The 22,900-nt window shown below is 71.2% G+C and carries 19 protein-coding genes (1 of these 19 cut by a window edge); 8 read left to right on the forward strand and 11 right to left on the reverse strand.

Going from position 1 to position 22,900, the window contains the following annotated elements:
* The 3 genes from GR130_RS31030 to thyX form a co-directional block, all read right to left on the reverse strand.
* Positions 1 to 517 carry the beginning of a ribonuclease J gene (locus GR130_RS31030; RefSeq protein ID WP_159507766.1) on the reverse strand. The gene continues 1,169 nt to the left of window position 1, outside the view, so the window shows 517 of its 1,686 coding nt (coding positions 1-517); it begins with the start codon at positions 515 to 517; its stop codon lies beyond the left edge, outside the window.
* A gap of 113 nt (positions 518 to 630) precedes the next feature.
* Positions 631 to 1,530, reverse strand: a complete 900-nt coding sequence (gene dapA / locus GR130_RS31035; protein ID WP_159507767.1) for a 4-hydroxy-tetrahydrodipicolinate synthase — start codon at positions 1,528 to 1,530, stop codon at positions 631 to 633.
* 207 nt (positions 1,531 to 1,737) lie between these two features.
* A complete protein-coding gene (gene thyX / locus GR130_RS31040) occupies positions 1,738 to 2,484 on the reverse strand; it encodes an FAD-dependent thymidylate synthase (RefSeq protein ID WP_159507768.1) in 747 nt (248 codons plus the stop codon).
* 232 nt (positions 2,485 to 2,716) lie between these two features.
* Between thyX and GR130_RS31045 the strand changes: the two genes are divergently transcribed.
* Together GR130_RS31045 and GR130_RS31050 are read left to right on the forward strand one after the other, a co-directional pair.
* The gene (locus GR130_RS31045) at positions 2,717 to 2,956 is read left to right on the forward strand and encodes a hypothetical protein (RefSeq protein ID WP_043266386.1); all 240 of its coding nucleotides are present in this window, start codon (positions 2,717 to 2,719) and stop codon (positions 2,954 to 2,956) included.
* A gap of 118 nt (positions 2,957 to 3,074) precedes the next feature.
* Positions 3,075 to 3,632: a PH domain-containing protein gene (locus GR130_RS31050; protein WP_159507769.1), complete on the forward strand. Its 558-nt coding sequence runs from the start codon at positions 3,075 to 3,077 to the stop codon at positions 3,630 to 3,632.
* Positions 3,633 to 3,688: 56 nt separating this feature from the next.
* Here the strand turns inward: GR130_RS31050 and GR130_RS31055 are convergent, their stop codons facing one another.
* The 6 genes from GR130_RS31055 to eccD all read right to left on the reverse strand — a co-directional run bounded on the left by GR130_RS31055 (position 3,689) and on the right by eccD (position 10,849).
* Positions 3,689 to 4,225 carry a hypothetical protein gene (locus tag GR130_RS31055; protein WP_236573700.1) on the reverse strand — a complete coding sequence of 179 codons (537 nt, stop codon included), beginning with the start codon at positions 4,223 to 4,225 and terminating at the stop codon, positions 3,689 to 3,691.
* 5 nt (positions 4,226 to 4,230) lie between these two features.
* Positions 4,231 to 4,983 carry a 4-hydroxy-tetrahydrodipicolinate reductase gene (gene dapB, locus GR130_RS31060; RefSeq protein WP_159507770.1) on the reverse strand — a complete coding sequence of 251 codons (753 nt, stop codon included), beginning with the start codon at positions 4,981 to 4,983 and terminating at the stop codon, positions 4,231 to 4,233.
* Between the two features lie 57 nt (positions 4,984 to 5,040).
* Complete coding sequence (locus tag GR130_RS31065; protein WP_159507771.1) at positions 5,041 to 6,420, reverse strand: M16 family metallopeptidase; 1,380 nt, start codon at positions 6,418 to 6,420, stop codon at positions 5,041 to 5,043.
* Positions 6,417 to 8,636 (reverse strand): polyribonucleotide nucleotidyltransferase, encoded by a 2,220-nt coding sequence (locus tag GR130_RS31070; protein ID WP_159507772.1) that lies wholly within the window; start codon positions 8,634 to 8,636, stop codon positions 6,417 to 6,419. The genes GR130_RS31065 and GR130_RS31070 overlap by 4 nt, the downstream gene beginning before the upstream one ends.
* A gap of 301 nt (positions 8,637 to 8,937) precedes the next feature.
* On the reverse strand, positions 8,938 to 9,225 hold the full coding sequence (rpsO, locus tag GR130_RS31075; protein WP_159507773.1) for a 30S ribosomal protein S15: 288 nt from the start codon (positions 9,223 to 9,225) through the stop codon (positions 8,938 to 8,940).
* Between the two features lie 157 nt (positions 9,226 to 9,382).
* Complete coding sequence (gene eccD / locus GR130_RS31080; RefSeq protein WP_159507774.1) at positions 9,383 to 10,849, reverse strand: type VII secretion integral membrane protein EccD; 1,467 nt, start codon at positions 10,847 to 10,849, stop codon at positions 9,383 to 9,385.
* Between the two features lie 254 nt (positions 10,850 to 11,103).
* Here eccD and eccCa point away from each other — a divergent pair, with 254 nt between their 5' ends.
* Complete coding sequence (eccCa, locus tag GR130_RS31085; RefSeq protein ID WP_159507775.1) at positions 11,104 to 15,063, forward strand: type VII secretion protein EccCa; 3,960 nt, start codon at positions 11,104 to 11,106, stop codon at positions 15,061 to 15,063.
* A gap of 89 nt (positions 15,064 to 15,152) precedes the next feature.
* On the opposite strand, the gene GR130_RS31090 is transcribed toward eccCa, so the two are convergent.
* The gene (locus GR130_RS31090; RefSeq protein WP_159507776.1) at positions 15,153 to 15,830 is read right to left on the reverse strand and encodes a WXG100 family type VII secretion target; all 678 of its coding nucleotides are present in this window, start codon (positions 15,828 to 15,830) and stop codon (positions 15,153 to 15,155) included.
* A complete protein-coding gene (locus GR130_RS31095; RefSeq protein WP_159507777.1) occupies positions 15,827 to 16,138 on the reverse strand; it encodes a hypothetical protein in 312 nt (103 codons plus the stop codon). Before GR130_RS31095 ends, GR130_RS31090 begins: the two co-directional genes overlap by 4 nt.
* 239 nt (positions 16,139 to 16,377) lie before the next feature.
* Here GR130_RS31095 and GR130_RS31100 point away from each other — a divergent pair, with 239 nt between their 5' ends.
* The 5 genes from GR130_RS31100 (at position 16,378) to GR130_RS31120 (ending at position 22,813) form a co-directional block, all read left to right on the forward strand.
* A complete protein-coding gene (locus GR130_RS31100) occupies positions 16,378 to 16,779 on the forward strand; it encodes a hypothetical protein (protein WP_159507778.1) in 402 nt (133 codons plus the stop codon).
* Positions 16,780 to 17,020: 241 nt separating this feature from the next.
* A complete protein-coding gene (locus GR130_RS31105; protein ID WP_236573702.1) occupies positions 17,021 to 19,285 on the forward strand; it encodes an ATP-binding protein in 2,265 nt (754 codons plus the stop codon).
* On the forward strand, positions 19,282 to 20,334 hold the full coding sequence (locus GR130_RS31110) for an SUKH-4 family immunity protein (protein ID WP_159507780.1): 1,053 nt from the start codon (positions 19,282 to 19,284) through the stop codon (positions 20,332 to 20,334). Before GR130_RS31105 ends, GR130_RS31110 begins: the two co-directional genes overlap by 4 nt.
* 251 nt (positions 20,335 to 20,585) lie before the next feature.
* On the forward strand, positions 20,586 to 20,900 hold the full coding sequence (locus GR130_RS31115) for a type VII secretion target (RefSeq protein WP_159507781.1): 315 nt from the start codon (positions 20,586 to 20,588) through the stop codon (positions 20,898 to 20,900).
* A gap of 422 nt (positions 20,901 to 21,322) precedes the next feature.
* Positions 21,323 to 22,813 (forward strand): WXG100-like domain-containing protein, encoded by a 1,491-nt coding sequence (locus GR130_RS31120; protein WP_159507782.1) that lies wholly within the window; start codon positions 21,323 to 21,325, stop codon positions 22,811 to 22,813.
* Positions 22,814 to 22,900: the final 87 nt, after the last annotated feature.

The following is a 22,900-nucleotide window of genomic DNA, read 5'->3' on the forward strand; positions in this document are numbered from 1 at the left end:
CGCCGGTGTGCACGACCATGCCCGCGGGGGTGCGGATGGCCACCGCGAGGGCGTCCGGGATGGAGTGGTTGACCGCGACGAACTGGCACTCGAAGGGGCCCAGGCGCTCGCGGTCGCCCTCGGCGACCTCCAGCGTGTACGGGCGGATGCGGTGCTCCTGGAGCTTGGCCTCGATGAGGGCCAGGGTCAGCTTGGAGCCGATCAGCGGGATGTCCGGCTTCTCGCGGAGGAGGTAGGGGACGCCGCCGATGTGGTCTTCATGGCCGTGGGTCAGGACGATGCCGTCGATGTCGTCGAGGCGGTCCCGGATGGATGTGAAGTCCGGCAGGATCAGGTCGATTCCGGGCTGCTCCTCCTCGGGGAAGAGCACTCCGCAGTCGACGATCAGCAGGCGGCCGCCGTATTCGAAGACCGTCATGTTGCGGCCGATCTCGCCGAGGCCGCCGAGGGGGGTGACGCGCAGGCCACCCTTGGGCAGCTTCGGCGGGGCGCCGAGCTCGGGATGCGGATGACTCAAAAGACTCTCCTCACCACACGCGCCACGCTGCCGTCGAGGCACGTGGCGCGCATGACATTCGTGCACTTGCTATGTGGCGGTTGTTGGTCCGTATTCAGTTGTGAAGTCTGTGTTCAGAGCTGTACCCCGCCGGCGGCGAGATCGCGCTTGAGCTGCTCGGTCTCCTCGGGGGAGAGCTCGACCAGGGGCAGCCGCAGCGGGCCCGCGGGCAGGCCCTGCAGGCCGAGGGCGGCCTTGGTGGTGATCACGCCCTGGGTGCGGAACATGCCGGTGAAGACGGGCAGCAGCTTCTGGTGGATCTCCGTGGCCTTGGTGACGTCGCCGTTGAGGTGGGCGTCCAGGAGGGCGCGCAGCTCGGGGGTGACGACGTGGGCCACGACGGAGACGAAGCCGACGGCGCCGACCGAGAGCAGCGGGAGGTTGAGCATGTCGTCGCCGCTGTACCAGGCGAGGCCGGAGCGGGCGATGGCCCAGCTGGCACGGCCCAGGTCGCCCTTGGCGTCCTTGTTGGCGACGATCCGCGGGTGCTCGGCGAGCCGGACCATGGTCTCGGTGTTGATCGGGACACCGCTGCGGCCGGGGATGTCGTACAGCATCACGGGCAGGTCGGTGGCGTCCGCGATGGCGGTGAAGTGGCGCAGCAGCCCCTCCTGCGGGGGCTTGCTGTAGTACGGCGTGACGGCGAGCAGGCCGTGCGCGCCGGCGTCCTGGGCGGCGCGGGCCAGCTCCAGGCTGTGGTGGGTGTCGTTGGTGCCGGCTCCGGCGACGACGAAGGCGCGGTCGCCCACCGCGTCGACCACTGCGCGGACCAGCTGTGCTTTCTCCGCATCGCTGGTGGTCGGGGACTCTCCGGTGGTGCCGTTGACGACGATGCCGTCGTTGCCGGCGTCCACCAGGTGTGCGGCGAGCCGCTGCGCGCCGTCAAGGTCGAGGGCGCCATCCGCCGTGAACGGCGTGACCATGGCGGTCAGCACCCGCCCGAAGGGGGTCTGCGGTGTGGAAGTCGGAGCCATGGGTCCCACGCTACTCGTAGGGCACCTCTGGGTGTGCCTCTGGGGAGCAGGGATGTGGACTCCGGCACTGCCTGCTCGGGGGTTCAAGCAGTGCCGGGTCCGTCTGTTCAGCGTAGATGAACTTCTCAAAATGCCGCAATCCGGACACCTCGCACGTCTGTACCGCGCGCTCGGCCGCCCGGGCCGTTGCCTGCGCTTTACGGAGCTTTACGGAGCGATCCGGCCGTTCGCATTGAATGCGCCGTACGTGAGCGGCATGAGCTTGGCCCAGTGGGCCTCCATCTGCTCGCCGACCATCTCGATCTCGCGCTGCGGGAAGGAGGGGACCTTCGCCAGCTCGTGCTGCGTCCGCAGGCCGAGGAAGTGCATCAGGGAGCGCGCGTTGCAGGTGGCGTACATGGAGGAGAAGAGGCCGACGGGGAGCACCGCGCGGGCGACCTCGCGGGCGACGCCGGCGGCGAGCATCTCCTGATACGCCGCGTACGCCTGGCGGTAGCTGTCCTCCATGGCGCGGGAGGTGAGCGCATGCTGGGCCTGGGTGCCCTCGACGAACTCGTACTTCCCGGGGCGGCCCTGCTGGACGAGCTTGCGGGACTCGCCGGGGACGTAGAAGACCGGCTCCAGCTGGCGGTAGCGGCCGGACTCCTCGTTGTACGACCAGCCGACGCGGTGCCGCATGAACTCGCGGAAGACGAAGATCGGCGCGCTGATGAAGAAGGTCATGGAGTTGTGCTCGAACGGGCTGCCGTGCCGGTCCCGCATGAGGTAGTTGATCAGGCCCTTGGAGCGCTCCGGGTCCTTCTGCAGCTCCTCCAGGGACTGCTCGCCGGCCGTGGAGACCCGGGCCGCCCACAGCACGTCGCTGTCCGCGGCGCTGTGCTTGACCAGCTCGACCGTCACCTCGCTGCGGAAGCTGACGGGTGCGCTCTCGGCGCTCTCGGGGGTGTGGGACACCGGCGGTTCCTTCCGTTCGATCCTCGTGCGCGTCCAGCCTACGGCCCGCCACTGACAGCGCGGGAAATGCGAGCTGATGCGGCGTTAGCGACAAAACGGACCCCCGACGGCAGCCGTCCGCCAGGCGGTTGATATTTTTCACAGAACTCACGGAAAACGGGCACCAATCGGGCGCCCCAGTCGTCTTTCCCTGTGACAGTGCCCACTTCGAGGTTCCTAGGAGAGCCCGCTCATGTTCCGCCGGCGAGAGCCCGTCCCGTTCGCCTTCGTTGCCGAGGCAGACCGGTTCCGCAGCAATGTCACTCCCCCGCCGCGCCAGCGCGCCTCGCGCGCGCAGATCTTCGGGCAGTCGCTGATCACGCTGACCGTGGTGGGCGGCCTGGCAGGTGCGCTGCTCTTCGGTCTGCCCGCCCTTCAGCAGGACACCTCCGGCCCCACCGGGGTGCACCAGTCCGAGGCCGCGCACCGCTGAACGGGCCCGGCGGGGCGGGCCGTCAGGTGGTTCCGCCCCGTCAGTCCCGATAGCCTCACCGGTCACAGCTTTCGTCAGCATGCCGTTCCGTGCTGACCAGCCGGAGTGAGGATCAGCCGTGCCCCTGCCCTTCCTGACGGCCGACCGCGACTTCAAGGCCGACGGCCGCGCGGCGGAGTCGATCGCCCTGCCGCACGACGAGCCCGACCACTGGCGCCGTCCCTACCGCCCCGGACCGTGGCGCGTGGGGACGGCGGCGGTGTTTCTGCTGCTCGCGTCGTTCGTCCTGCTCTCCGCGCTGATCATCGCGCTCGCCGGATCGCTGCCCGGGGCGGTGGTCTGTGCGGTGGTGGCGGTCCTGATGATCGCCCTGGCGCTGCGGCTGGTCCGCGTCGGGGTGTGGGTGAGCGCGCGCGGGCTGCGGCAGGTGAATCTGCTGCGGACCACGACCCTGCCGTGGAGCGCCGTCGGGGAGGTCCGCACGGCCCAGCAGCCGGTCCGCTGGCTGGGGCTGCCGCGGACCGTGCAGGGGCAGGCGCTGATCGTCGAGCGGGACCGGGGCGGGCCGCTGCGGACCCTGGTCACCGACCGCAACGGGGACTTCCTGTCCCGTCCGGAGGCGTTCGAGCGGGCCGCGGACGTACTGGAGGCGTGGGCGGCGGAGTACCGCCCCTGAGCCCGGCCCTGGTCCGGACCTACTCGTCAGGGGCGGCTCGCGGGCCCGCGGGGACTTCAGACGGTCCGCACGGGCCCGTTGCCGACGGGCCCGTTGTCAGGGTGTGCCGACTTCTCGCCGTCCGACTTCTCGTCGTCCGGATTCCGGTCGTCCGGCTTCTCGTCGTGCAGGGTGATGGCGCGCTGCATGGCCTTGCGGGCGCGCGGGGTGTCCCGGGCGTCGTGGTAGGCGACGGCGAGCCGGAACCACGTGCGCCAGTCGCCCGGCGCCTCCTCGGTCTCGGCCTGCCGCCGGGCGAAGACCGCGTCGGCCGCGTCCCGGTCGACGCGGCCGCCGGGGGTCCGCAGGAGGTCGTCGACCGGCAGGCCGCCCTCGGCCTCCAGAGTGCGGGCCAGCCGGTTGGCGCTGCGCGCGAAGCGGGTGTTGGCCCACAGGAACCAGCCGCCGATGCACGGCAGGACGAAGGCCACCGCGCCCATGCCCATGGCCGCCGGCTCCCCCGTCAGCAGGAGGAGGACGCCCTCCATCGCCACCACGCCGAAGACCAGCACCAGCACGGTGGCGAGGAAGATGTACGTGATCTTTCCGCCCATGACCGTCAGCCCAGGTCGAGGAAGTTCTCCAGGCCCACCGTCAGGCCCGGGGTGTTCACCACGCGGCGCACGCCGAGCAGGATGCCCGGCATGAAGCTGCTGTGGTGGAGGGAGTCATGGCGGATGGTGAGGGTCTCCCCCACGCCGCCGAACAGCACCTCCTGGTGGGCCAGCAGGCCGCGCAGCCGTACGGAGTGCACCGGGACGCCGTCCACGTCCGCGCCGCGGGCGCCGTCCAGCGCGGTGCTGGTGGCGTCCGGCTGGGGCGCGCAGCCGGCCTCCTCGCGGGCCTTGGCGATGAGCTGGGCGGTGCGGGCGGCGGTGCCGGACGGGGCATCCGCCTTGTTGGGGTGGTGCAGCTCGATGACCTCGACGGACTCGAAGAAGCGAGCCGCCTGCTGGGCGAACTGCATGGTCAGCACCGCGCCGATGGAGAAGTTCGGCGCGATCAGCACGCCCGCCTCCGGCGAGGCGGCGAGCGAGGTGCGCAGCTGCGCGAGGCGCTCGTCGGTCCAGCCGGTGGTGCCGACCACGGCGTGGATCCCGTGCCGCAGGCAGAAGTCGAGGTTGCCCATCACCGCGCCGGGGTTGGTCAGCTCGACCACGACCTCGGCGCCGGCCTCGACCAGTGTCTCCAGCTTGTCGCCCCGGCCGAGGGCCGCGACCAGTTCCATGTCGTCGGCGGCCTCGACGGCCCGTACGGCCTCGGAGCCGATGCGCCCCTTGGCTCCGAGGACGGCCACGCGCAGCTTGCTCATCGTTTTCCGCTCTCTCTTGGTGGTTCGGTGACCCGCGGACGGTGCCGACGCCGTCGCCTAGGCGACGGCGTCGTCCAGACGGGCCGCCTGCCGGTCCTTCAGTGGGCCGATGACGGACAGCGAGGGCCGCGCGCCCAGGACATCACGGGCCAGCTCCCGGACCTCGTCCGGGGTGACGGCCGATATCCGGGCGAGCATCTCGTCGACCGACATGTGCTCGCCCCAGCACAGCTCGCTCTTGCCGAGCCGGTGCATCAGGGCCCCGGTGTCCTCCAGGCCGAGGACCGTCGAGCCTCGCAACTGGCCGATCGCGCGCCGGATCTCGTCGTCGGTGAGGCCCTCGGCCGCCACCTTGTCGAGTTCGTCGCGACAGATCCCGAGGACGTCGTGCACCTGGTTGGGGCGGCAGCCGGCGTAGACGCCGAACAGCCCGCAGTCGGCGAACCCCGAGGTGAAGGAGTAGACGCTGTAGGCCAGGCCGCGCTTCTCGCGGACCTCCTGGAAGAGGCGGGAGGACATCCCGCCGCCCAGGGCCGTGTTCAGTACGCCCATCGCCCAGCGCCGCTCGTCCGTGCGAGCCATGCCCGGTACGCCGAGGACCACATGCGCCTGCTCGGTCTTGCGGCCCAGGAGTTCCACGCGTCCGGCCGTGCGGATGGCGCGGGAGCCGCTGCGCGGGGCCATCGGAGCCGCGTCCTGGCGGCCCAGCGCGCCGGCCCGCTCGAAGGCGCGGCGGACCATGCGGACGACCTTGGCGTGGTCGACGTTGCCGGCGGCGGTGACGACCAGGTGCGTGGGGTCGTAGTGCTTCTTGTAGAAGCGGCGGATGCGGTCGGCGGTGAGGGCGTTGACGGTGTCGACGCTGCCCAGTACGGGCCGGCCGAGCGGGGTGTCGCCGAGCATGGTGTGCGCGAACAGGTCGTGCACGCAGTCGCCCGGGTCGTCCTCGGTCATCGCGATCTCTTCGAGGATGACGCCGCGCTCGGCGTCCACGTCCTCGGTCTCGATCAGCGAGCCGGTGAGCATGTCGCACACCACGTCGATGGCCAGCGGGAGGTCGGTGTCCAGCACCCGCGCGTAGTAGCAGGTGTATTCCTTCGCGGTGAAGGCGTTCATCTCGCCGCCGACCTCGTCGATCGCGGCGGAGATGTCCAGGGCGGTGCGCTGGCCGGTGCCCTTGAAGAGCAGGTGCTCCAGGTAGTGGGTGGCGCCGTTGAGCGACGGCGTCTCGTCGCGGGAGCCGACGTGCGCCCAGATCCCGAAGGTGACGGAGCGGACGGACGGCAGCGTCTCGGTGACGACGCGCAGGCCGCCGGGGAGGGTCGTCTTGCGGACCGTGCCGGCGCCCGCGGTGCCCTTGAGAAGCGTTTGGGTACGGGCGACGGCCCGCCCCTCCGAAGAGGTGCGGGCCGTCGTCGTGTACGTACGGGACGTCACTTGGCGGCGTCGTCCTTCGTGTCGGCGGCCGCGTCGTCGTCCTCGATCACGGGGATCAGGGAGAGCTTGCCGCGCTGGTCGATCTCGGCGATCTCGACCTGGACCTTGGCGCCCACGGCGAGCACGTCCTCGACGTTCTCGACGCGCTTGCCGCCGGCCAGCTTGCGGATCTGCGAGATGTGCAGCAGGCCGTCCTTGCCCGGGAGCAGGGACACGAACGCACCGAAGGTGGTCGTCTTGACGACGGTGCCCAGGTAGCGCTCGCCGACCTCCGGCATGGTCGGGTTGGCGATGCCGTTGATCGTGGCGCGGGCGGCCTCGGCGGCCGGGCCGTCGGCGGCACCGATGTAGATCGTGCCGTCGTCCTCGATCGTGATGTCGGCGCCGGTGTCCTCCTGGATCTGGTTGATCATCTTGCCCTTGGGGCCGATGACCTCGCCGATCTTGTCCACCGGGATCTTGACGGTGATGATCCGCGGGGCGTTCGGGGACATCTCGTCGGGGACGTCGATGGCCTCGTTCATCACGTCGAGGATGTGCAGGCGGGCGTCGCGGGCCTGCTTCAGCGCGGCGGCCAGGACCGAGGCGGGGATGCCGTCGAGCTTGGTGTCGAGCTGGAGCGCGGTGACGAACTGCTTGGTGCCGGCGACCTTGAAGTCCATGTCGCCGAAGGCGTCCTCCGCACCGAGGATGTCGGTGAGGGTGACGTAGTGCGTCTCGCCGTCGATCTCCTGGGAGATCAGGCCCATCGCGATGCCGGCGACCGGGGCCTTGAGCGGCACACCGGCGTTCATCAGCGACATCGTGGAGGCGCAGACCGAGCCCATGGACGTCGAGCCGTTGGAGCCCAGCGCCTCGGAGACCTGGCGGATCGCGTAGGGGAACTCCTCGCGGGTCGGCAGGACCGGGACGAGCGCCCGCTCGGCCAGCGCGCCGTGGCCGATCTCGCGGCGCTTGGGGGAGCCGACGCGGCCGGTCTCGCCGGTGGAGTACGGCGGGAAGTTGTAGTTGTGCATGTAGCGCTTGCGGGTCACCGGGGAGAGGGTGTCCAGCTGCTGCTCCATGCGGAGCATGTTGAGGGTGGTGACGCCCAGGATCTGGGTCTCGCCACGCTCGAACAGCGCGGAACCGTGCACCCGCGGGATCGCCTCGACCTCGGCGGCGAGCGTACGGATGTCCGTGACGCCGCGGCCGTCGATGCGCTTCTTCTCCTTGATGACGCGCTCGCGGACCAGGGTCTTGGTCAGCGAGCGGTACGCGGCGGAGATCTCCTTCTCGCGGCCCTCGAACTCCGGGAGGAGCTTCTCGGCGGCCAGCGCCTTGACGCGGTCCAGCTCGGCCTCGCGCTCCTGCTTGCCGGCGATGGTCAGCGCCTGGGAGAGCTCGTCCTTGACGGCCTTGGTCAGCGCCTCCAGGACGTCGTCCTGGTAGTCGAGGAAGACCGGGAACTCGCCGGTCGGCTTGGCGGCCTTGGCGGCCAGGTCCGACTGGGCCTTGCACAGGACCTTGATGAAGGGCTTGGCGGCCTCCAGACCTGCGGCGACGACCTCCTCGGTCGGGGCCTCGGCGCCGCCCTTGACCAGCTCGACGGTCTTCTCGGTGGCCTCGGCCTCGACCATCATGATCGCGACGTCGCCGTCGGGCAGCACCCGGCCGGCCACGACCATGTCGAAGACCGCGTCCTCCAGCTCGGTGTGGGTCGGGAACGCCACCCACTGGCCGTTGATCAGGGCGACGCGGGTGGCGCCGATCGGGCCGGAGAAGGGCAGGCCGGCCAGCTGCGTGGAGCAGGAGGCGGCGTTGATGGCGACCACGTCGTAGAGGTGGTCGGGGTTGAGCGCCATGACCGTCTCGACGATCTGGATCTCGTTGCGCAGGCCCTTCTTGAAGGAGGGGCGCAGCGGCCGGTCGATGAGGCGGCAGGTGAGGATCGCGTCCTCGCTGGGGCGGCCCTCACGGCGGAAGAAGGAGCCGGGGATCTTCCCGGCCGAGTACATCCGCTCCTCGACGTCGACGGTCAGCGGGAAGAAGTCCAGCTGGTCCTTCGGGTTCTTGGAAGCGGTGGTGGCCGACAGCACCATGGTGTCGTCGTCCAGGTAGGCCACGGCGGAGCCGGCGGCCTGCTTGGCCAGGCGGCCCGTCTCGAAGCGGATGGTGCGGGTGCCGAAGGAGCCGTTGTCGATCACGGCTTCGGCGTAGTGGGTCTCGTTCTCCACCAGGAATATCTCCTCGTCTGCGTCCGCTGCCCGTGTGGCAGGGACCGTCTTCGGTGGAGCGCCGGTGCGGGCCGGTCTTCGATCGAAGCACCCGGAGTGATGTCGCATGGTCTGCCATGGACGGCCCGGGGGCCACTACCGAGGACCGGCGGCCAGGAGGCGCTCCTACCGCGTTCGCTTTTGCGATATGGCACCAGACTACAAAGCTTCCGTCCACCGCGCGGCGGGACGGCTGTCCGGTGCGTACGGCAAAGGGAGCGGTCCCCGGTGGGACCCGCTCCCTATGCGGCACTTTTATGGATTACTTGGCGCCCGCCGCACCGCGGCGGATGCCCAGGCGCTCGACCAGCGCGCGGAAGCGCGTGATGTCCTTCTTCGCCAGGTACTGCAGCAGGCGGCGGCGCTGGCCGACGAGCAGCAGCAGACCACGGCGGGAGTGGTGGTCGTGCTTGTGGGTCTTGAGGTGCTCGGTCAGGTCCGAGATGCGGCGGGACAGCAGCGCGACCTGGACCTCGGGGGAGCCGGTGTCACCCTCCTTGGTGCCGAAATCGGCCATGATCTGCTTCTTCGTGGCGGCGTCGAGCGACACGCGTACTCCTCTGGATTCCGGTCCGTGAGCGTCCCTGGTTTGCGTCACAGGGAATCTTGGATGACTCGGATGGACCGTCGGACAGACTACCAGCTGGAAACGGCCCCCCGACCGGGTGGTCGGGGGGCCGTGACGCGGACGGTGCCGTGGGCCGCCGCTAGCTGTTGCCGGTGAGGCCGCGCACGGTGCTGTAGATGTCGAGCACCGCCAGGCACAGCGGCACCAGGGACAGCAGGACCAGGCCGTCGAAGATGTCGAAGATCCGGCCCCAGAAGGGGGTGACGCCCTTCTTCGGAACGATCAGGCCGACGCCGACGAGGACGGCGGCGCCCACCGCGATGCTGCTGGAGAACCAGACGGTGCGGACGTTCAGCGGGCCGGAGTCCTGGAAGCGCTGCAGGGTGACGAAGATGTCGACCGGCGGGTGCAGCGCGATGCCCAGGACGAGCAGCACGATGGTGAGGATGCCCGCGATGGTCAGGCAGGCGACCTGCGCGGTGTAGTCGAAGAGCCGGGCGCGCAGCATGATCGTGATGCCCGCGGCGAGCGCCAGCACCTGGGCCCAGACGTTGTCGGAGAAGCCGAGGACGACACCGGCGGAGCCGACGACCAGGGCGGAGCAGCCGGCGACCAGGCCGAGCAGCAGTTCGTGGCCGCGCTTGGCCTGGTTGCCGATCTTGACGAAGTCGACGGACTCGGTCTCGCCGCCGTTGTCGAGGGCGCCCTTCGCGATCTGGTCGGGCGACTTGTAGCCGATGGGCAGGCGGGCGAAGCGGGCGGAGAGGCCGGGCAGCCAGGCGACCATCGCGATGGAGACGACGGCGGTGACCGCGCCGACCTCGCGCGGGGCGGCGTCGGTGAGGATCGCGGCGAAGACCGCGAGGGTGCCGATCGCGGACAGGAAGGCGGCGGCCACGAAGGGCGCGTCACCGCGCGGCAGCAGGACCACCAGGAGCACGGAGGCGATCAGTACGGTCACGCAGCCGACGAGCAGCTGGAGCCGGCCGGGGCCGGAGCCCTGGTCGACGGGGAAGATGCCGGAGCCGGCGATCAGCAGGTGCGGCAGCGACGCGAGGCCCAGCGCGATGGAGGAGCCGTGGTCGTCGTAGACCCGGGCGCGGACGCCGGCCAGGGCAACCAGGACGACGCCGACGACACCGGCGATGATGCCGGGGAGCCGGTGCATGTCGCGGTCGATCGGGTTCGAGAACCACAGCGCGAACGCCATCATGACGAGCAGCAGCACGCCGGCGGTGAGGCCGACGAGGTGCATCAGGTCGTCGGTCCAGCGGCTGCGGTTGCGCTTGACGGCGGACGCGACCGCGTCCGAGACGTCGTCGAAGACCGGCAGCGGCAGCGACTCGGCGAACGGCTTGAGAAGCAGCAGGTCGCCGTCGAGGATCTGCTGCTGGGCCAGCGACTGCCCGGCGTCAAGTACCGTGCCGTCGCGGCGTACGAGGTGGTATCCGGTCGGGGCGCCCTCGGCCTGGGACTGCCCGGAGAGCCGCAGGATCTCCGGATAAATGTCGACGAGTGCCACGTCCTCCGGCAGTGCCACGTCGATCCGTGCGTCCGGCGCGGCGACTGTGACCCGGCAGAAGCCGGTGCCAGTGCTCGTGCTCACCTGGCGGTTCCCCCTATCCGTTGGGCGTTTTGTCGCGTCACGCGCCCTATATATAAAGCCGTCTCTGACAGCGTTGTGGCGCGCTCGCGGGGCGTCAGCGTACCGTCCGATCGGGGTACTGCCCCACCCACCCCTTGGCTTGACGTTTAACAGTAGGATCAACGCCTGCGTCGGGCCAAGGACTTGGCTCGGGGGACCGTCGAACCAACGGGGGCGGTCCGAGACTGCGAGATGCATGAAGGACTGATGCCTCGGTGAGCGTTGTCATCGTCAAGCGCCCGCCACGCGCGCTGCCACATGAAGTCCCCTCGGAGGAGGTGGTACTTGAGGCGCCTCCGGAGCTGCCCCGCGAGGGTGAGCCGGAAAACCTGTTCATGACGTTCATGCCCATGATGGGCATGGCGTCGTCGGCGGGCTTCCTCTTCATGGGGAACCAGCCGTTCATGAAGATCATGGGCGGCTTCATGGTGGCTTCGACCCTGGCGATGGCGATCATGCAGATCGTCAAGGCCCGCCAGGGGCCTTCCGGGCAGATGGTCCAGGAGCGCCAGGACTACCTCAAGTACCTGGCGCAGAAGCGGAAAGAGGTGCGGCGCACCGCGCGCCGGCAGCGGGACGCGCAGCTGTTCACCCACCCCGACCCCAGTCAGCTGTGGTCGATAGTCGCCGAGGGCAAGCGGGTGTGGGAACGCCGGGCCACCGACCCGGACTTCGGCCAGGTGCGCCTGGGGCTCGGACCCCAGCAGCTGTCCACTCCCCTGCGGGCTCCGGAGACCGCTCCGGTCGACGAGCTGGAGCCGCTCACCGCGCACGCGATGAAGGAGTTCCTCGACAAGCACGGCCACCTGGACGACCTCCCGCTGGCGGTGTCGCTGCGCGCGTTCTACCACCTGACGGTCTCCGGTGACCCGGACACCGTCTACGGCGCCTCGCGCGCCATCATCGCCCAGCTGTGCACCCTGCACTCGCCCGAGGACCTGGTGGTGGCGGTCGTCGCCGCGCCGGGTGCGCAGGCCGAGTGGGAGTGGATGAAGTGGCTGCCGCAGGTCCAGGACACGACCACGGACGGCGCGGGCACCCGGCGGCTGGTCGTCGGCGACCTCGGTGAGGTCGAGGAGCTGCTGGCCGAGGACCTCGACGGCCGCGGGCGGTTCAACCCGCAGGGCCAGCCGGTGACCGACACCCCGCACGTCGTCGTCGTGCTGGACGGCGGTGACGTGCCGATGGACTCGGTGATCGCCGGGGCCGAGGGCCTTCAGGGCGTCACCATCCTGGAGATCGTGCCGGGCGACCTGGACGAGATCCGCGGCGGTCTGGCCGTACAGGTCTGGCCGGGCAAGCTGGTTCTGGAGTCCGCGAGCGGCGCGGTCTACCACGGCGTCTGCGACACCCTGTCGATCGCCGAGGCGGAGTCGCTGGCCCGCCAGCTGGCCCCGCTGCGGGCCGGTGCGGGTTCCGACGGCGAGGACCCGCTGCTGTCCTCCATGGACTTCACCGACCTGCTCAACATCGGCGACGCCGGCACCCTGGACGTGTCGCGCACCTGGCGGCCGCGGACGCTGTCCGAGCGGCTGCGGGTTCCGATCGGCGTGGACCGCGACGGCCAGCCGGTCATGCTGGACATCAAGGAAGCCTCGCAGCAGGGCATGGGCCCGCACGGCCTGTGTGTCGGTGCGACCGGTTCCGGTAAGTCCGAGGTGCTGCGCACCCTGGTGCTCGCGCTCGCGGTGACGCACTCCTCGGAGACGCTGAACTTCATCCTCGCGGACTTCAAGGGTGGCGCCACCTTCACCGGCATGTCCGAGATGCCGCACGTCGCGGCCGTCATCACCAACCTCGGTGAGGACGTCACCCTGATCGACCGCATGCGCGACTCGATCACCGGTGAACTCCAGCGCCGCCAGGAGCTGCTGCGCTCGGCGGGCAACTACGCCAACATCACCGACTACGAGAAGGCGCGTGCCGCGGGTGCCCCGCTGGACCCGCTGCCCTCGCTGGTGATGATCATCGACGAGTTCTCCGAACTCCTCGCCGCCAAGCCCGACTTCATCGAGATGTTCATCCAGATCGGCCGTATCGGCCGGTCGATGGGTGTGCACATGCTGCTCGCCTCGCAGCGTCTGGAAGAGGGCAAGCTGCGCGGCCTGGACACCTTCCTGTCCTACCGCCTGGGTCTGCGCACCTTCTCCGCGGCCGAGTCGCGGACCGCGATCGGCGTCCCGGACGCCTACCACCTGCCGAACGTCCCGGGTTCCGGCATCCTGAAGTACGACACCGAGACGATGGTCCAGTTCAAGGCGGCCTACGTCTCCGGTACGTACCGCGGTCCGGGCGGCGGCGGTCGCGGTGGCAGCGGCGGCCGGTCGATGCGGATGCCGGTGCCGTTCACGGCGGCCCCGGTCATCGAGCAGATCATCGAGGAGCCGGTCGTCGTCGAGGCGGCCGAGCCCGAGATCGACGACGCGCTCGCCGACACCGTGCTGGACGTCATGGTCCAGCGGATGCAGGGCCAGGGCCCGCCGGCGCACCAGGTGTGGCTGCCGCCGCTGGAGGAGGCGCCGACGGTCAACCAGCTGCTCCCGGCGCTCACGGTCACCCCCGAGAGGGGTGTGCACGCGGCGGAGTACACCGCGCTGGGCAAGCTCGTGGTGCCGGTCGCGCTGGTGGACAAGCCGTTCGAGCAGCGGCGTGACGTGATGTACCTGGACTTCTCCGCCGGTGCCGGTCACGGCCTGGTCGTGGGTGGTCCGCAGTCCGGCAAGTCCACGCTGATCCGGGCCGCCATCACGTCGTTCGCGCTCACCCACACCCCGGCCGAAGTGCAGTTCTACTGCCTCGACTTCGGCGGCGGCGGCATGCTGTCGCTGGAGGGCCTGCCGCACGTCGGCGGGGTCGCCTCGCGTCTGGACGCCGAGAAGGTCCGGCGTACGGTCTCCGAGGTCGTCGGCATCCTCAACGAGCGCGAGGAGTTCTTCCGCGCCAACAACATCGACTCGATCGCGACCTACCGCCAGCGGCGGGCCGCGGGCGCCTTCCCCGACCAGAAGTGGGGCGACGTCTTCCTGATCATCGATGGCTGGTCGACGTTCAAGACCGACTACGAGCAGATGGACCCGGTGATCCTGGACATCGCCGGCCGGGGTCTCGGTTTCGGTATCCACCTGATCATCGCCGGCTCCCGCTACACCGAGGTGCGGCCCGCCCTGCGCGACCAGCTCCTCAACCGCGTGGAGCTGCGCCTGGGCGACCCGATGGAGTCGGAGTTCGACCGCAAGCGCGCGGAGAACGTCCCGATGGGCAAGCCGGGCCGCGGTCTGTCCCCGGAGAAGCTCGACTTCCTGGCGGCGCTGCCGCGCCTGGACGGGATGAGCGACCCGGAGACCCTCAGCGACGGCGTCGCCAACCTGGTGCAGACGGTCAGCGAGCACTGGCAGGGCGAGCCCGCCCCCGCGGTGCGGATGCTGCCGACCATGCTCCACGTCAACGAGCTGCCCAAGGGCAGCGACTACCCGGACCACGGCATCGCGATCGGTGTCGACGAGACCACGCTGTCCCCGGCGTTCATCGACTTCGAGACCGACCCGCTGCTGGTCATCTACGGCGAGAGCGAGTCGGGCAAGTCGTCGCTGCTGCGTCTGATCACCAAGCAGCTCGCCGAGCGGTACCCGCAGGACAAGGCGCTCATGGTGGTCTCCGACTACCGCCGCGCCCTGCTGGGCGAGGTCCCCGAGAGCCATGTGTACAAGTACTGCGCCGCGGGGCCGCAGCTCCAGGAGGTCATCAGCGGTCTGGCGGGTTCGCTGGGCCGACGGATGCCGGGGCCGGACGTCACGCCGGAGCAGCTGCGCAACCGCAGCTGGTACGACCTGCCGGACGCGTTCGTGATCGTGGACGACTACGACCTGGTGGCGACCAGCACCGGCAACCCGCTGCAACCGCTGCTGGAGTACCTGCCGTTCGCCCGTGACCTGGGTCTGCGCCTGATCATCGCGCGCAGCTCCTCGGGTGCCGGACGGTCCTCGTTCGAGCCCGTGATGCAGCGCACCAAGGAGCTCGGCGCACAGGGCCTGATCCTGTCCGCCGACCCGGCCGAGGGTCCGCTGATGGGCAACGTCAAGGGCCAGCAGATGACGCCGGGCCGGGCCACGTTCATCACGCGCAAGCGCGGTGCGCAGCTGGTCCAGACGGGCTTCCTGCCGTACAGCGGCCAGTAGCAGGCAGCACGCGAAACGGCGGTGGGGCGTCCCTCTTCGGAGGGGCGCCCCACCGCCGTTCGTCGTGCGCGGGGTGGTGTGCGGCCGGGTCAGCCGAAGGCGCCGTGCGGGTTGCCGTCCGGCTTCTCCGCGGCCTTCTTCTCCGCCTCCGCCCTGGCCTTCTCCCTGGCCTCCTGCTCGGCCGCCGCGCGCTGCGCCGCGGCCGGGTCGGTCCGTACGCCCTTGGCGAGGCCCTCGCCGCCGCGGGTGGCGGCCTCGCCGTCCTTGGCCGACCCGAACGGGTCGGGGCCGTGCGCGGCGGTGGAGGTCTCCCACTGGTGCGTGACGACCGGCACATGGCTCTGCCCGCCGCCCCCTCCCTTGCCGCGCTTGCCGAAGGCGCCGCCGAGGGAGTTGGCGAGCTGGCCCAGCGCCATGAAGCCGTACGTCATCTGCGGCCCGCCCTGGGAGCCGTTCTGCGAGCCGGAGTTGTCCACCGGCGGTGCGTCGTGGTCCGTGCCGCCGCTGTCGGTGTGGTGCGCGGTGGCGGCGCTGTCCAGGTCGGCCGCGGCCAGCTCGAACGCCGGCAGTGCGTCGTCGACGCCGCGCTTGAGGCGGTGCCACTCCGCGGCGAACGCCTCGCCCGCCGGACCGTGCCAGTCGGCCGCGGCGGCGGTGCCGACATGCCCGTCGAGGTCGCGGACCAGCCCGTCCAGGTGCTTGCCCATCTCCCGCCAGCCGGCCGCCGCTTCGTGCAGCGCCTCGGGGTTGCGCCGTGGCTCGGTCACTTGTTGAGGCTCCGCATCATCTCGACCAGCTCGTCCTCGGCCGCCTGCGTGTTCGCGGCGGTCTCCTTGATGCTCCCGCCGACCTCGGCGAGCCGCTCCTGGAGCTGGACGAGGGCGCGCTCGGCCTCCTCGAACAGCTCAAGGTGCGGCCGGGCCGCCTCCTCGCTGCCGAAGCCGTCGCGCAGCGCACCGGCGTCCGCGCGACGTCTGAACGCGCCCAGCTGCCGGCTCAGTTCTTCCGCCTGTATCTCGAAGGACGTACCGAGTTTGTGCAGCGTCTCGGTACTGAGCCGGACCTCGTCGGACATCATTTCTCCCCGAATTGAATGACAGCGACCTGCTGAACATCGCCACAGGTCTAGCACATACGCAATAGGCCCGACGCCCGCTGCGGAAGGGCCGGTGTACGAAGCAGGGAAGGGGATACGGAGCAATATGCGGCAATACCGACAACCCCGTCTTGACGACCCGTTCACACCCGTTATTAGACTCTGACGCCAGCGCAGCACTCGCGGTTGCCGTTCCACCACGTACCCAGGGGGCAGACATGAGCAATGAGCGGCAGATCGAGGACGCGGACCTGATGGACGTCGCCCATGACCAGGAGCAGGCGCAGCGCCTGCGGAAGGCGCTGAAGGTCCTCGCGGAGAACCCCAACGTGGGCGGCAAGATCCAGGAGATGGCCAAGGAGGTGCTCTCCGGCCGGATCAGCATGAAGGACGCCATCGAGACGCCCAGTTACATGGGCGCGCTGGGCGACCGCATGAACCAGATCCGGCGGGCGGCGGAGGACCAGACGCAGGCCGAGCGCGAGGAGTCCCGCGCGAAGTTCGCCGAGTGGCAGCAGAAGCAGGAAGAGGAGGAGGACCGCGAGCGCGCCGAGCGCGACGCGCCGAGCCTCAACATCGTGACCGGCCCGCGCCGGGGCAGCCGTCGCGGACACAGCTGAACCGCGCGGAATTCCGGCCGCCGGACCGGCGGCCGGAATTGCCGAATTGTCGGGCACTTATCGGGCACACAGCCGCACCAGTGCATAGTTCCGTGCTTTTCCGGCACCGCCCGCCCCACACATTTCCAGGGAACAGCCACCCGGGGCCGTGCCGTACCACCCGGTCCGGAACATAGGATCTAGCCGGTACACGCACGGATCCACGAGGTGGAGGGCGGGATTGATGGGGGACGAGGGCGTCATGAGCGCCTCAGCCGACGCGGCCGACGCAGGACGACCGGCCGGCGCGGCACAAGCGGCCGGCGCGGCACAAGCGGCCGGCGCGGCGGAAGCGACCGGCCCGGCGGGGCAGTACGCGCCGCATCCGTACATCGGCGGGCGCACCGCCGCGCTCCGCGCCCTCGCGGCGTGGCGCATGCGGTGGCCCGGCGCACCGCGCGTCGTCGTGGTCACCGGCAGCCCGGGGAGCGGGCGTTCGCGCCTGCTGGCCGGTTTCCTGATGCTGTGCGACCCCGAGTACCGCAAGCGGCTCCCGCTGGACGACCTGGACCCGGCGACGGTCCCGCCGGACCTCCCGGCGCCCGCGGTCCCGGACCCCAGGGGCCGTACGTCCGCGCAGGTGCTGTGGCTGCTCGCCGACCATCTGGGGCTGGCGGCGACCCGCACCGAGGACATCTTCACCGAACTCGCCGCTCGTGAAGAGCCGGTGACCGTAGTGGTGCCGGATGTGGACCTGGCCGGTCCGGTGCGTCCCGCGAACGAGCCGGCGCGGCTGATACGCGACGTCCTCACGCCGCTCGCCGCGACCACGACGGTCCGGCTGCTCGCCGACGTCCCCCGCGAACTCGCCGCCGAGCTGGCCGCGGCGGCGCCGGGCGGCCAGGTGCAGGTCATCGACCTCGACGAGCCCGAGTGGGCCGACCCCGAGGGCCTGGTACTGCACGCCGAGACCGCGCTCACCCCGGAGGCCGGGGCCCCCGACCTGCCGTACACCACCGACCCGGACGCCCGCCGGGCGCTCGCCGAGGCGCTGGCCCGGCGCGCGGGCGGCAGCCGGCTGACCGTCCACCTGGCCGTCCGCTCGCTGTTCGCCCTGCCCGCGCCCGGCGACGTCGACCCGGCGGACGCGTCGCACCTCCCCGCCACCGTCGGCGAGGTGCTGGACCTGCACGCCCGCCGCCTCGGCGCCGAACCGCTGACGCTGCGGCAGATGCTCGCCCCGCTGGCGTTCGCCGAGGGCGACGGGCTGCCGGTCGAGCTGTGGCACCCGCTGGCGAGCGCCGTCGCGGGGCACGACATGGGCCCGGCCATCGCCGAAGGGATGCTGCTCGCGGCACCGTTCATCGAACCGGTGGAGCAGGCGGAACCGGCGGAGACGGCGGAGACGGCGGACACGGACGGAGCGACCGGGGACGGCTCGGGCAACGGCTCCGGCGGCCGTACGCTGCTGCGGCTGGCGCACCCCGTTCTCGCCGCGGAGGTCCGGTCCGGCCTCGCGGACGCGCGCGACGCCCAGACCAGGATCGCCATGGCGCTCCTGCAGGCGGTACCGCAGCAGAACTGGTCGCTGGCCGATCCGTACGTCCGCGACTACCTCGCGGCGCACACCCTCGACGCCGGGCTGCTGCCCCAACTCCTCACCGACCCGGGCCTGTTCGCCCACGCCGACCCGGTCACGCTGCGCGCCGCCGTCGAGGCGGTACCGCTCGACCAGCTGGGCGCCCCGGCCCACACGTATCTGCGCACCGCTCCCCTGCTCACCCGCTCCGGGGCCCCGGCCGAGATGCGGGCGGCGCTGCTGGAGACCGCGTTCGTCGAGGACGGCCTCCAGCCGTACGCGGACGCGCTGCACGGCCTCGGCTTCGACCTGCCGTGGCGCACGCTGTGGAGCCTGCCGCTGGCGGGGGTGGTCTCGGTGGCGCCCGCCTTCCTCCTGCCGCAGGGCGAGGGAGAAGGAGGCGAGGGAGGTGGCGAGGCCACCGGCGGCTCCCGTCCCGTCGCCGCGCTGGTGGTCCCTGCCGGGACTCCCGGTGCCCGCCCGCTGCCCGACTCGGACACCGCCCTCCTCCTCCACGACCTCTTCCGCCCGGGGCACCTCGATGCCGACGCCACGCGGATGCGGCGCCCCTCGGAGGACGAACAGGCGGCGTCCCCCTACGGATTGAGCCGCGGCGCCGACTACCTGCGCGTCTGGGCCCGGGAGAGCGGCGAGGTGGTGACCGCGCTGCTCTCCGACACCCCGTTCCGCGACGCCGACCTCTCGCCGCAGGGCGTCCTGCTCGTCGCCACCGAACGCGGCGTGACGGCCCGTCAGATCACCGTGCCGGCCCCGGCCCCGGTTCCGGAGCCCGCCCCGGAGCGGAGGCAGGCCCCCCTCCCGGCACCCTCCCCGGAGGCCGGCCCCGAGGTCGTGCCCACCATCCCCGCCCAGGCCACCGGCACCGCCCCCGCCGCCGACGCCGCTTCCCAGGACCGCCCGCAGGGCGTCGAAGGAGACCACTCGTGAACACCCAGGCCCAGGCGGCCGCGCCCGCGGGCGAGCCGCCGGTCACCGGCCCCGGCAACACCGCCGTGGCGACCTACCGCGACCCGTCCACCGGCCAGGACACCAGCCTGGCCCGCGTCTCGGCGCCCGGCCTGCCGCCCGCCGAGTACCAACTCCTCGCGGAACTCCAGCGGTTGGGCGTCGACGGCGCCGACGTCCGCGCGGTGCACACCGACCTCCAGCCGGCGCTGCTCCCCGGCGGCTATACGGGCGACTTCGTCCTGCGGGCCTTCCCCAACGCCGCCTTCTCCTGCACCGCGGGCTACGGCATGCGCCCCGAGGAGCGCGCCGAGGGCATCGCCGGGCTGCTCCAGAACGTCGCGGCGATGTACCGGATGGCGGGCAAGCAGGCCCCGCCGCAGCCGCACCGCGTGGCCGTACCGCAGTCCGTCGCGCCCGCGCCGCCGATGAGCGCGGAGGAGCTGGGCGGCCAACTCGCCGAGGTCTTCGGCCCGGAGGGCGTGCTGCGCGCGGCCCCGGACGCCCTCACCGGCACCGCACTGCCCGACGACACCGGAACGACTCTGGCGGTGGCCGGACTGCCCCTCCAGGTCCCGTACTTCTTCACCGCCGACCAGCCCGGAAACCCGCCGGCCGGCGGCCTGTTCACGGATGTCGCCGGCCATCTCCGGGCGATCGGCACCGACGCCCCGCCGCAGGTCCTGGACATCCTCGCCGGCTATGTCCGCATCGGCAGCGACGGCCTGTACGCCATCGCCGTGCAGTGCACCGCCCCCGAGGACGACCCGAGCCAGCAGGGCACCGTCTGGGCCGTCCAGCCGTCCTCCGGCGGCGCCCGCTTCGTCAACCGCTCCGTCGCCGCCTACGCGCGCTCCCTCGCCCTTCTGGCCTCCACCAGGCGGCAGATGCGGGGCACGGACCCGTACGCGGCGGGCGCCGCCATCGCGGCGTTCCAGGAGCAGCTGACGGCCATCGACGCCTGGGCACTGGACGACGCCGGCAACTGGTGGTCCCTGATCGTCGAGCAGATGTGGCACGGACTGTTCTGATCCGTCCGATCCGTCTGATCCGACCGGCCACGGGCCGCCCCGGGCGGGCGGCCCGAACGGCAGCATTCTTCCCGGCCAACTGGCAGGATTCTTCCGGTGGTTACGGCTCACGCCTCACGGGCCGTGACTCATCGGCACCGCCTGATGCGACGCACGCGACGCGTGTGGCGGGCATCGCACCCTGGTGGTCTTGACGCGACCAAGCGTCAGTACGATGTGAGGCTCACAATCGCTTATGAAGGGTACCTGACATGGGGGACTCCGGGTTTCGGGTTGATCCCGAAGCAATCGGAAGCTATTCGTCAACGGTCCGCGACCAGGTGGAACAGCTCGGGCAGATCCAGTCCGCGGTGTCTGCCATCCGCCTCTCGTCCAGCGCCTTCGGCCACCTGCCGAACGCCCAGAACCTGGCGGAGACTTACAACGCGCACGCCGACGCGAGTCGGCAGAACCTCACCGACCTGCTCAACGCCTTGACGGGTACGTCAGAAGGACTCACGTACACGACTCAGAACTACGCCGAGCACGACCAGGCGGTCAGTGCGTCCTTCGGGGGTGCCCGGTGAGTCCGAGCCGCTCCTCCCACTCGACGCCGCACACGTCGACCCCCCACACGTCGACGCCTCATACGCCGACGCCGCATCCGCAGCCGGCACCTCAGCCGCACCCGAGCCCGCAGCCTGCGCCGCAGCCGCACCCCAACCCCCAGCCTGCGCCGCAGCCCAACCCACAGCCCCACCCGAACCCGCAGCCCGACCCGGGCCCGGCGCCGCACCCGAACCCCAGCCCCACTCCGCACCCGAACCCCACCCCCCAGCCCGACCCCACACCGCACCCCAACCCGACGCCGCACCCCGACCCCGCACCGCACCCGAACCCGACCCCGCACCCCGACCCCGCACCGACCCCGCCCGACAACGGCGGTGACGGTGGCGGCGGGGCTGCCAGCGGGTGGAAGGACACCCTCCACGGCGCGGGCCAGAAGTTCGTGGACAAGGGCACCGACTGGGCCACGGACAAGCTCTTCGGCGGCAACAAGGGCGACAAGGGCGCCGGCGGCGAGGGCGGCGGCCAGGGAGCCGGCGGCGAAGGCGGCCAGGCACCGGGCGGCCAGGGCGGCGGCGCACCCGCCCCCGGCGGTGGAGGCTACGGCGGCCCGGGTGCCGTAGGCGGTGAAGGCGGCGGCCAGGGCTACGGCGGCCCCGGTGCCGCGGGCAGCGAAGGCAGCGGCCAGGGCTACGGCCAGCCCGCGCCCGGCGGCATGCCCGGCACGACGACCATGCCGTACCCGGCCCCGCCCGGCGGCGTCCCCGGGTCCAACGGCGCGGGCCCGTACCCGGGTTCGCCGACGACGGGTCTCACGCCGGCCGGCGACGCCTACGGCTGGGTCAAGGCGCCCAACCCGGCGCCCATGGCCCCGCTCCCCGAGGCGACCCACCCCTCCCGGGGCGGGCTGGGCGGCATGCTCGACGAAGCCGTCGAGTTCGCCCTGGAGAAGTCCGGCATGCTGAAGGTGCTGGAGAAGGTCACCGGAGACCTCGCCGCGCTGAACGCCGCCGCCGACTCGTGGCAGGCCCAGGCCAAGGCCGTCCAGCTGGTGGCCGAGGAGCTGCGGACGAACGGCTCCCCGCTGTCGCGGCAGTGGGAGGGGCCCGCGTCCAACGCCTTCGGCGGCCACATGGGCACCATCGTCGAGGCCCTCGACGGCACCGCCGAGGAGATGCACCAGACCGCGAAGATCATCAACTCGGCCGCGCAGGAGTGCGCGCAGGCCGAGGGCATGGTCATCGAGATCATCAGCGAGGCGATCGAGGCGCTGATCGCCTCCCTCGCCGCCGAGGCCGTGATCGCCGTCCTGACGGCGGGTATCGGCCTGATCGCGGACGCGCTGATCGACGCGGCGGAGATCGCGGCCTTCGTCGCCCGCGTCGCCAAGGTGTCCGAGGAGCTGGCCACGAAGCTGGAGGAGCTGCTCAAGGCCCTCAAGGAACTGGGCCAGGCCGTCAAGGCGGTCAAGAACCTCAAGACCGCCAAGAACGCTCTCGGCGGGATCAAGAAGGTCGAGAAGGCCGTCGACGGGATCCGCGAGTTCGGGAAGGGCGGCGAGAGCCTGGGCAAGATAGGCAAGGACGCCCTGGGGAACAAGTCGCTCGAAGGCGTCGGCGGAAAGCTCGGCGACTACGCCCTGCGCCAGGGAGTCAAGAAGGTCGACTCGTACGCCACGGGCAAGTTCGAAGAGGGACTCAAGTCCGGCCTGGGGATCGATGACCAGGACCCCGTGCAGCGGAGCGACGACCTGAGCGCCAAGGGCCTCGGCAAGGCGGCGGGCCAGTCGGCCTGGTCGGCGGCGAAGGAGGGCCTGACGAGCGACACCAACAAGGAAGCCGTCAAGGAAGAGCTCCTGCACGACGCGGGCCTCGCCCACGACCCGGAGCCCTACCGCGTCGACCCGGCCAAGCTCAATTCGCCCTTCGGCTAAGGGCCGTTCGGACGCGTACCGCTGATCGCCGCCCGGCGGTCAACGGCTGAGGGGGCACCGTGACATCCACGGTGCCCCCTTCGCGCA

Origin of the sequence: Streptomyces sp. GS7 (assembly GCF_009834125.1) — a bacterium.
Taxonomy (GTDB): Bacteria; Actinomycetota; Actinomycetes; order Streptomycetales; family Streptomycetaceae; genus Streptomyces.

What these genes read in the sequence shown, in the direction of transcription:
- dapA (WP_159507767.1), bottom strand. Translation starts at nt 1,530, where the DNA reads ATGGCTCCGACTTCCACACCGCAGACCCCCTTCGGGCGGGTGCTGACC.
- GR130_RS31045 (WP_043266386.1), top strand. Translation starts at nt 2,717, where the DNA reads ATGTTCCGCCGGCGAGAGCCCGTCCCGTTCGCCTTCGTTGCCGAGGCA.
- GR130_RS31055 (WP_236573700.1), bottom strand. Translation starts at nt 4,225, where the DNA reads ATGGGCGGAAAGATCACGTACATCTTCCTCGCCACCGTGCTGGTGCTG.
- dapB (WP_159507770.1), bottom strand. Translation starts at nt 4,983, where the DNA reads ATGAGCAAGCTGCGCGTGGCCGTCCTCGGAGCCAAGGGGCGCATCGGC.
- GR130_RS31095 (WP_159507777.1), bottom strand. Translation starts at nt 16,138, where the DNA reads ATGTCCGACGAGGTCCGGCTCAGTACCGAGACGCTGCACAAACTCGGT.
- GR130_RS31100 (WP_159507778.1), top strand. Translation starts at nt 16,378, where the DNA reads ATGAGCAATGAGCGGCAGATCGAGGACGCGGACCTGATGGACGTCGCC.
- GR130_RS31105 (WP_236573702.1), top strand. Translation starts at nt 17,021, where the DNA reads ATGAGCGCCTCAGCCGACGCGGCCGACGCAGGACGACCGGCCGGCGCG.
- GR130_RS31115 (WP_159507781.1), top strand. Translation starts at nt 20,586, where the DNA reads ATGGGGGACTCCGGGTTTCGGGTTGATCCCGAAGCAATCGGAAGCTAT.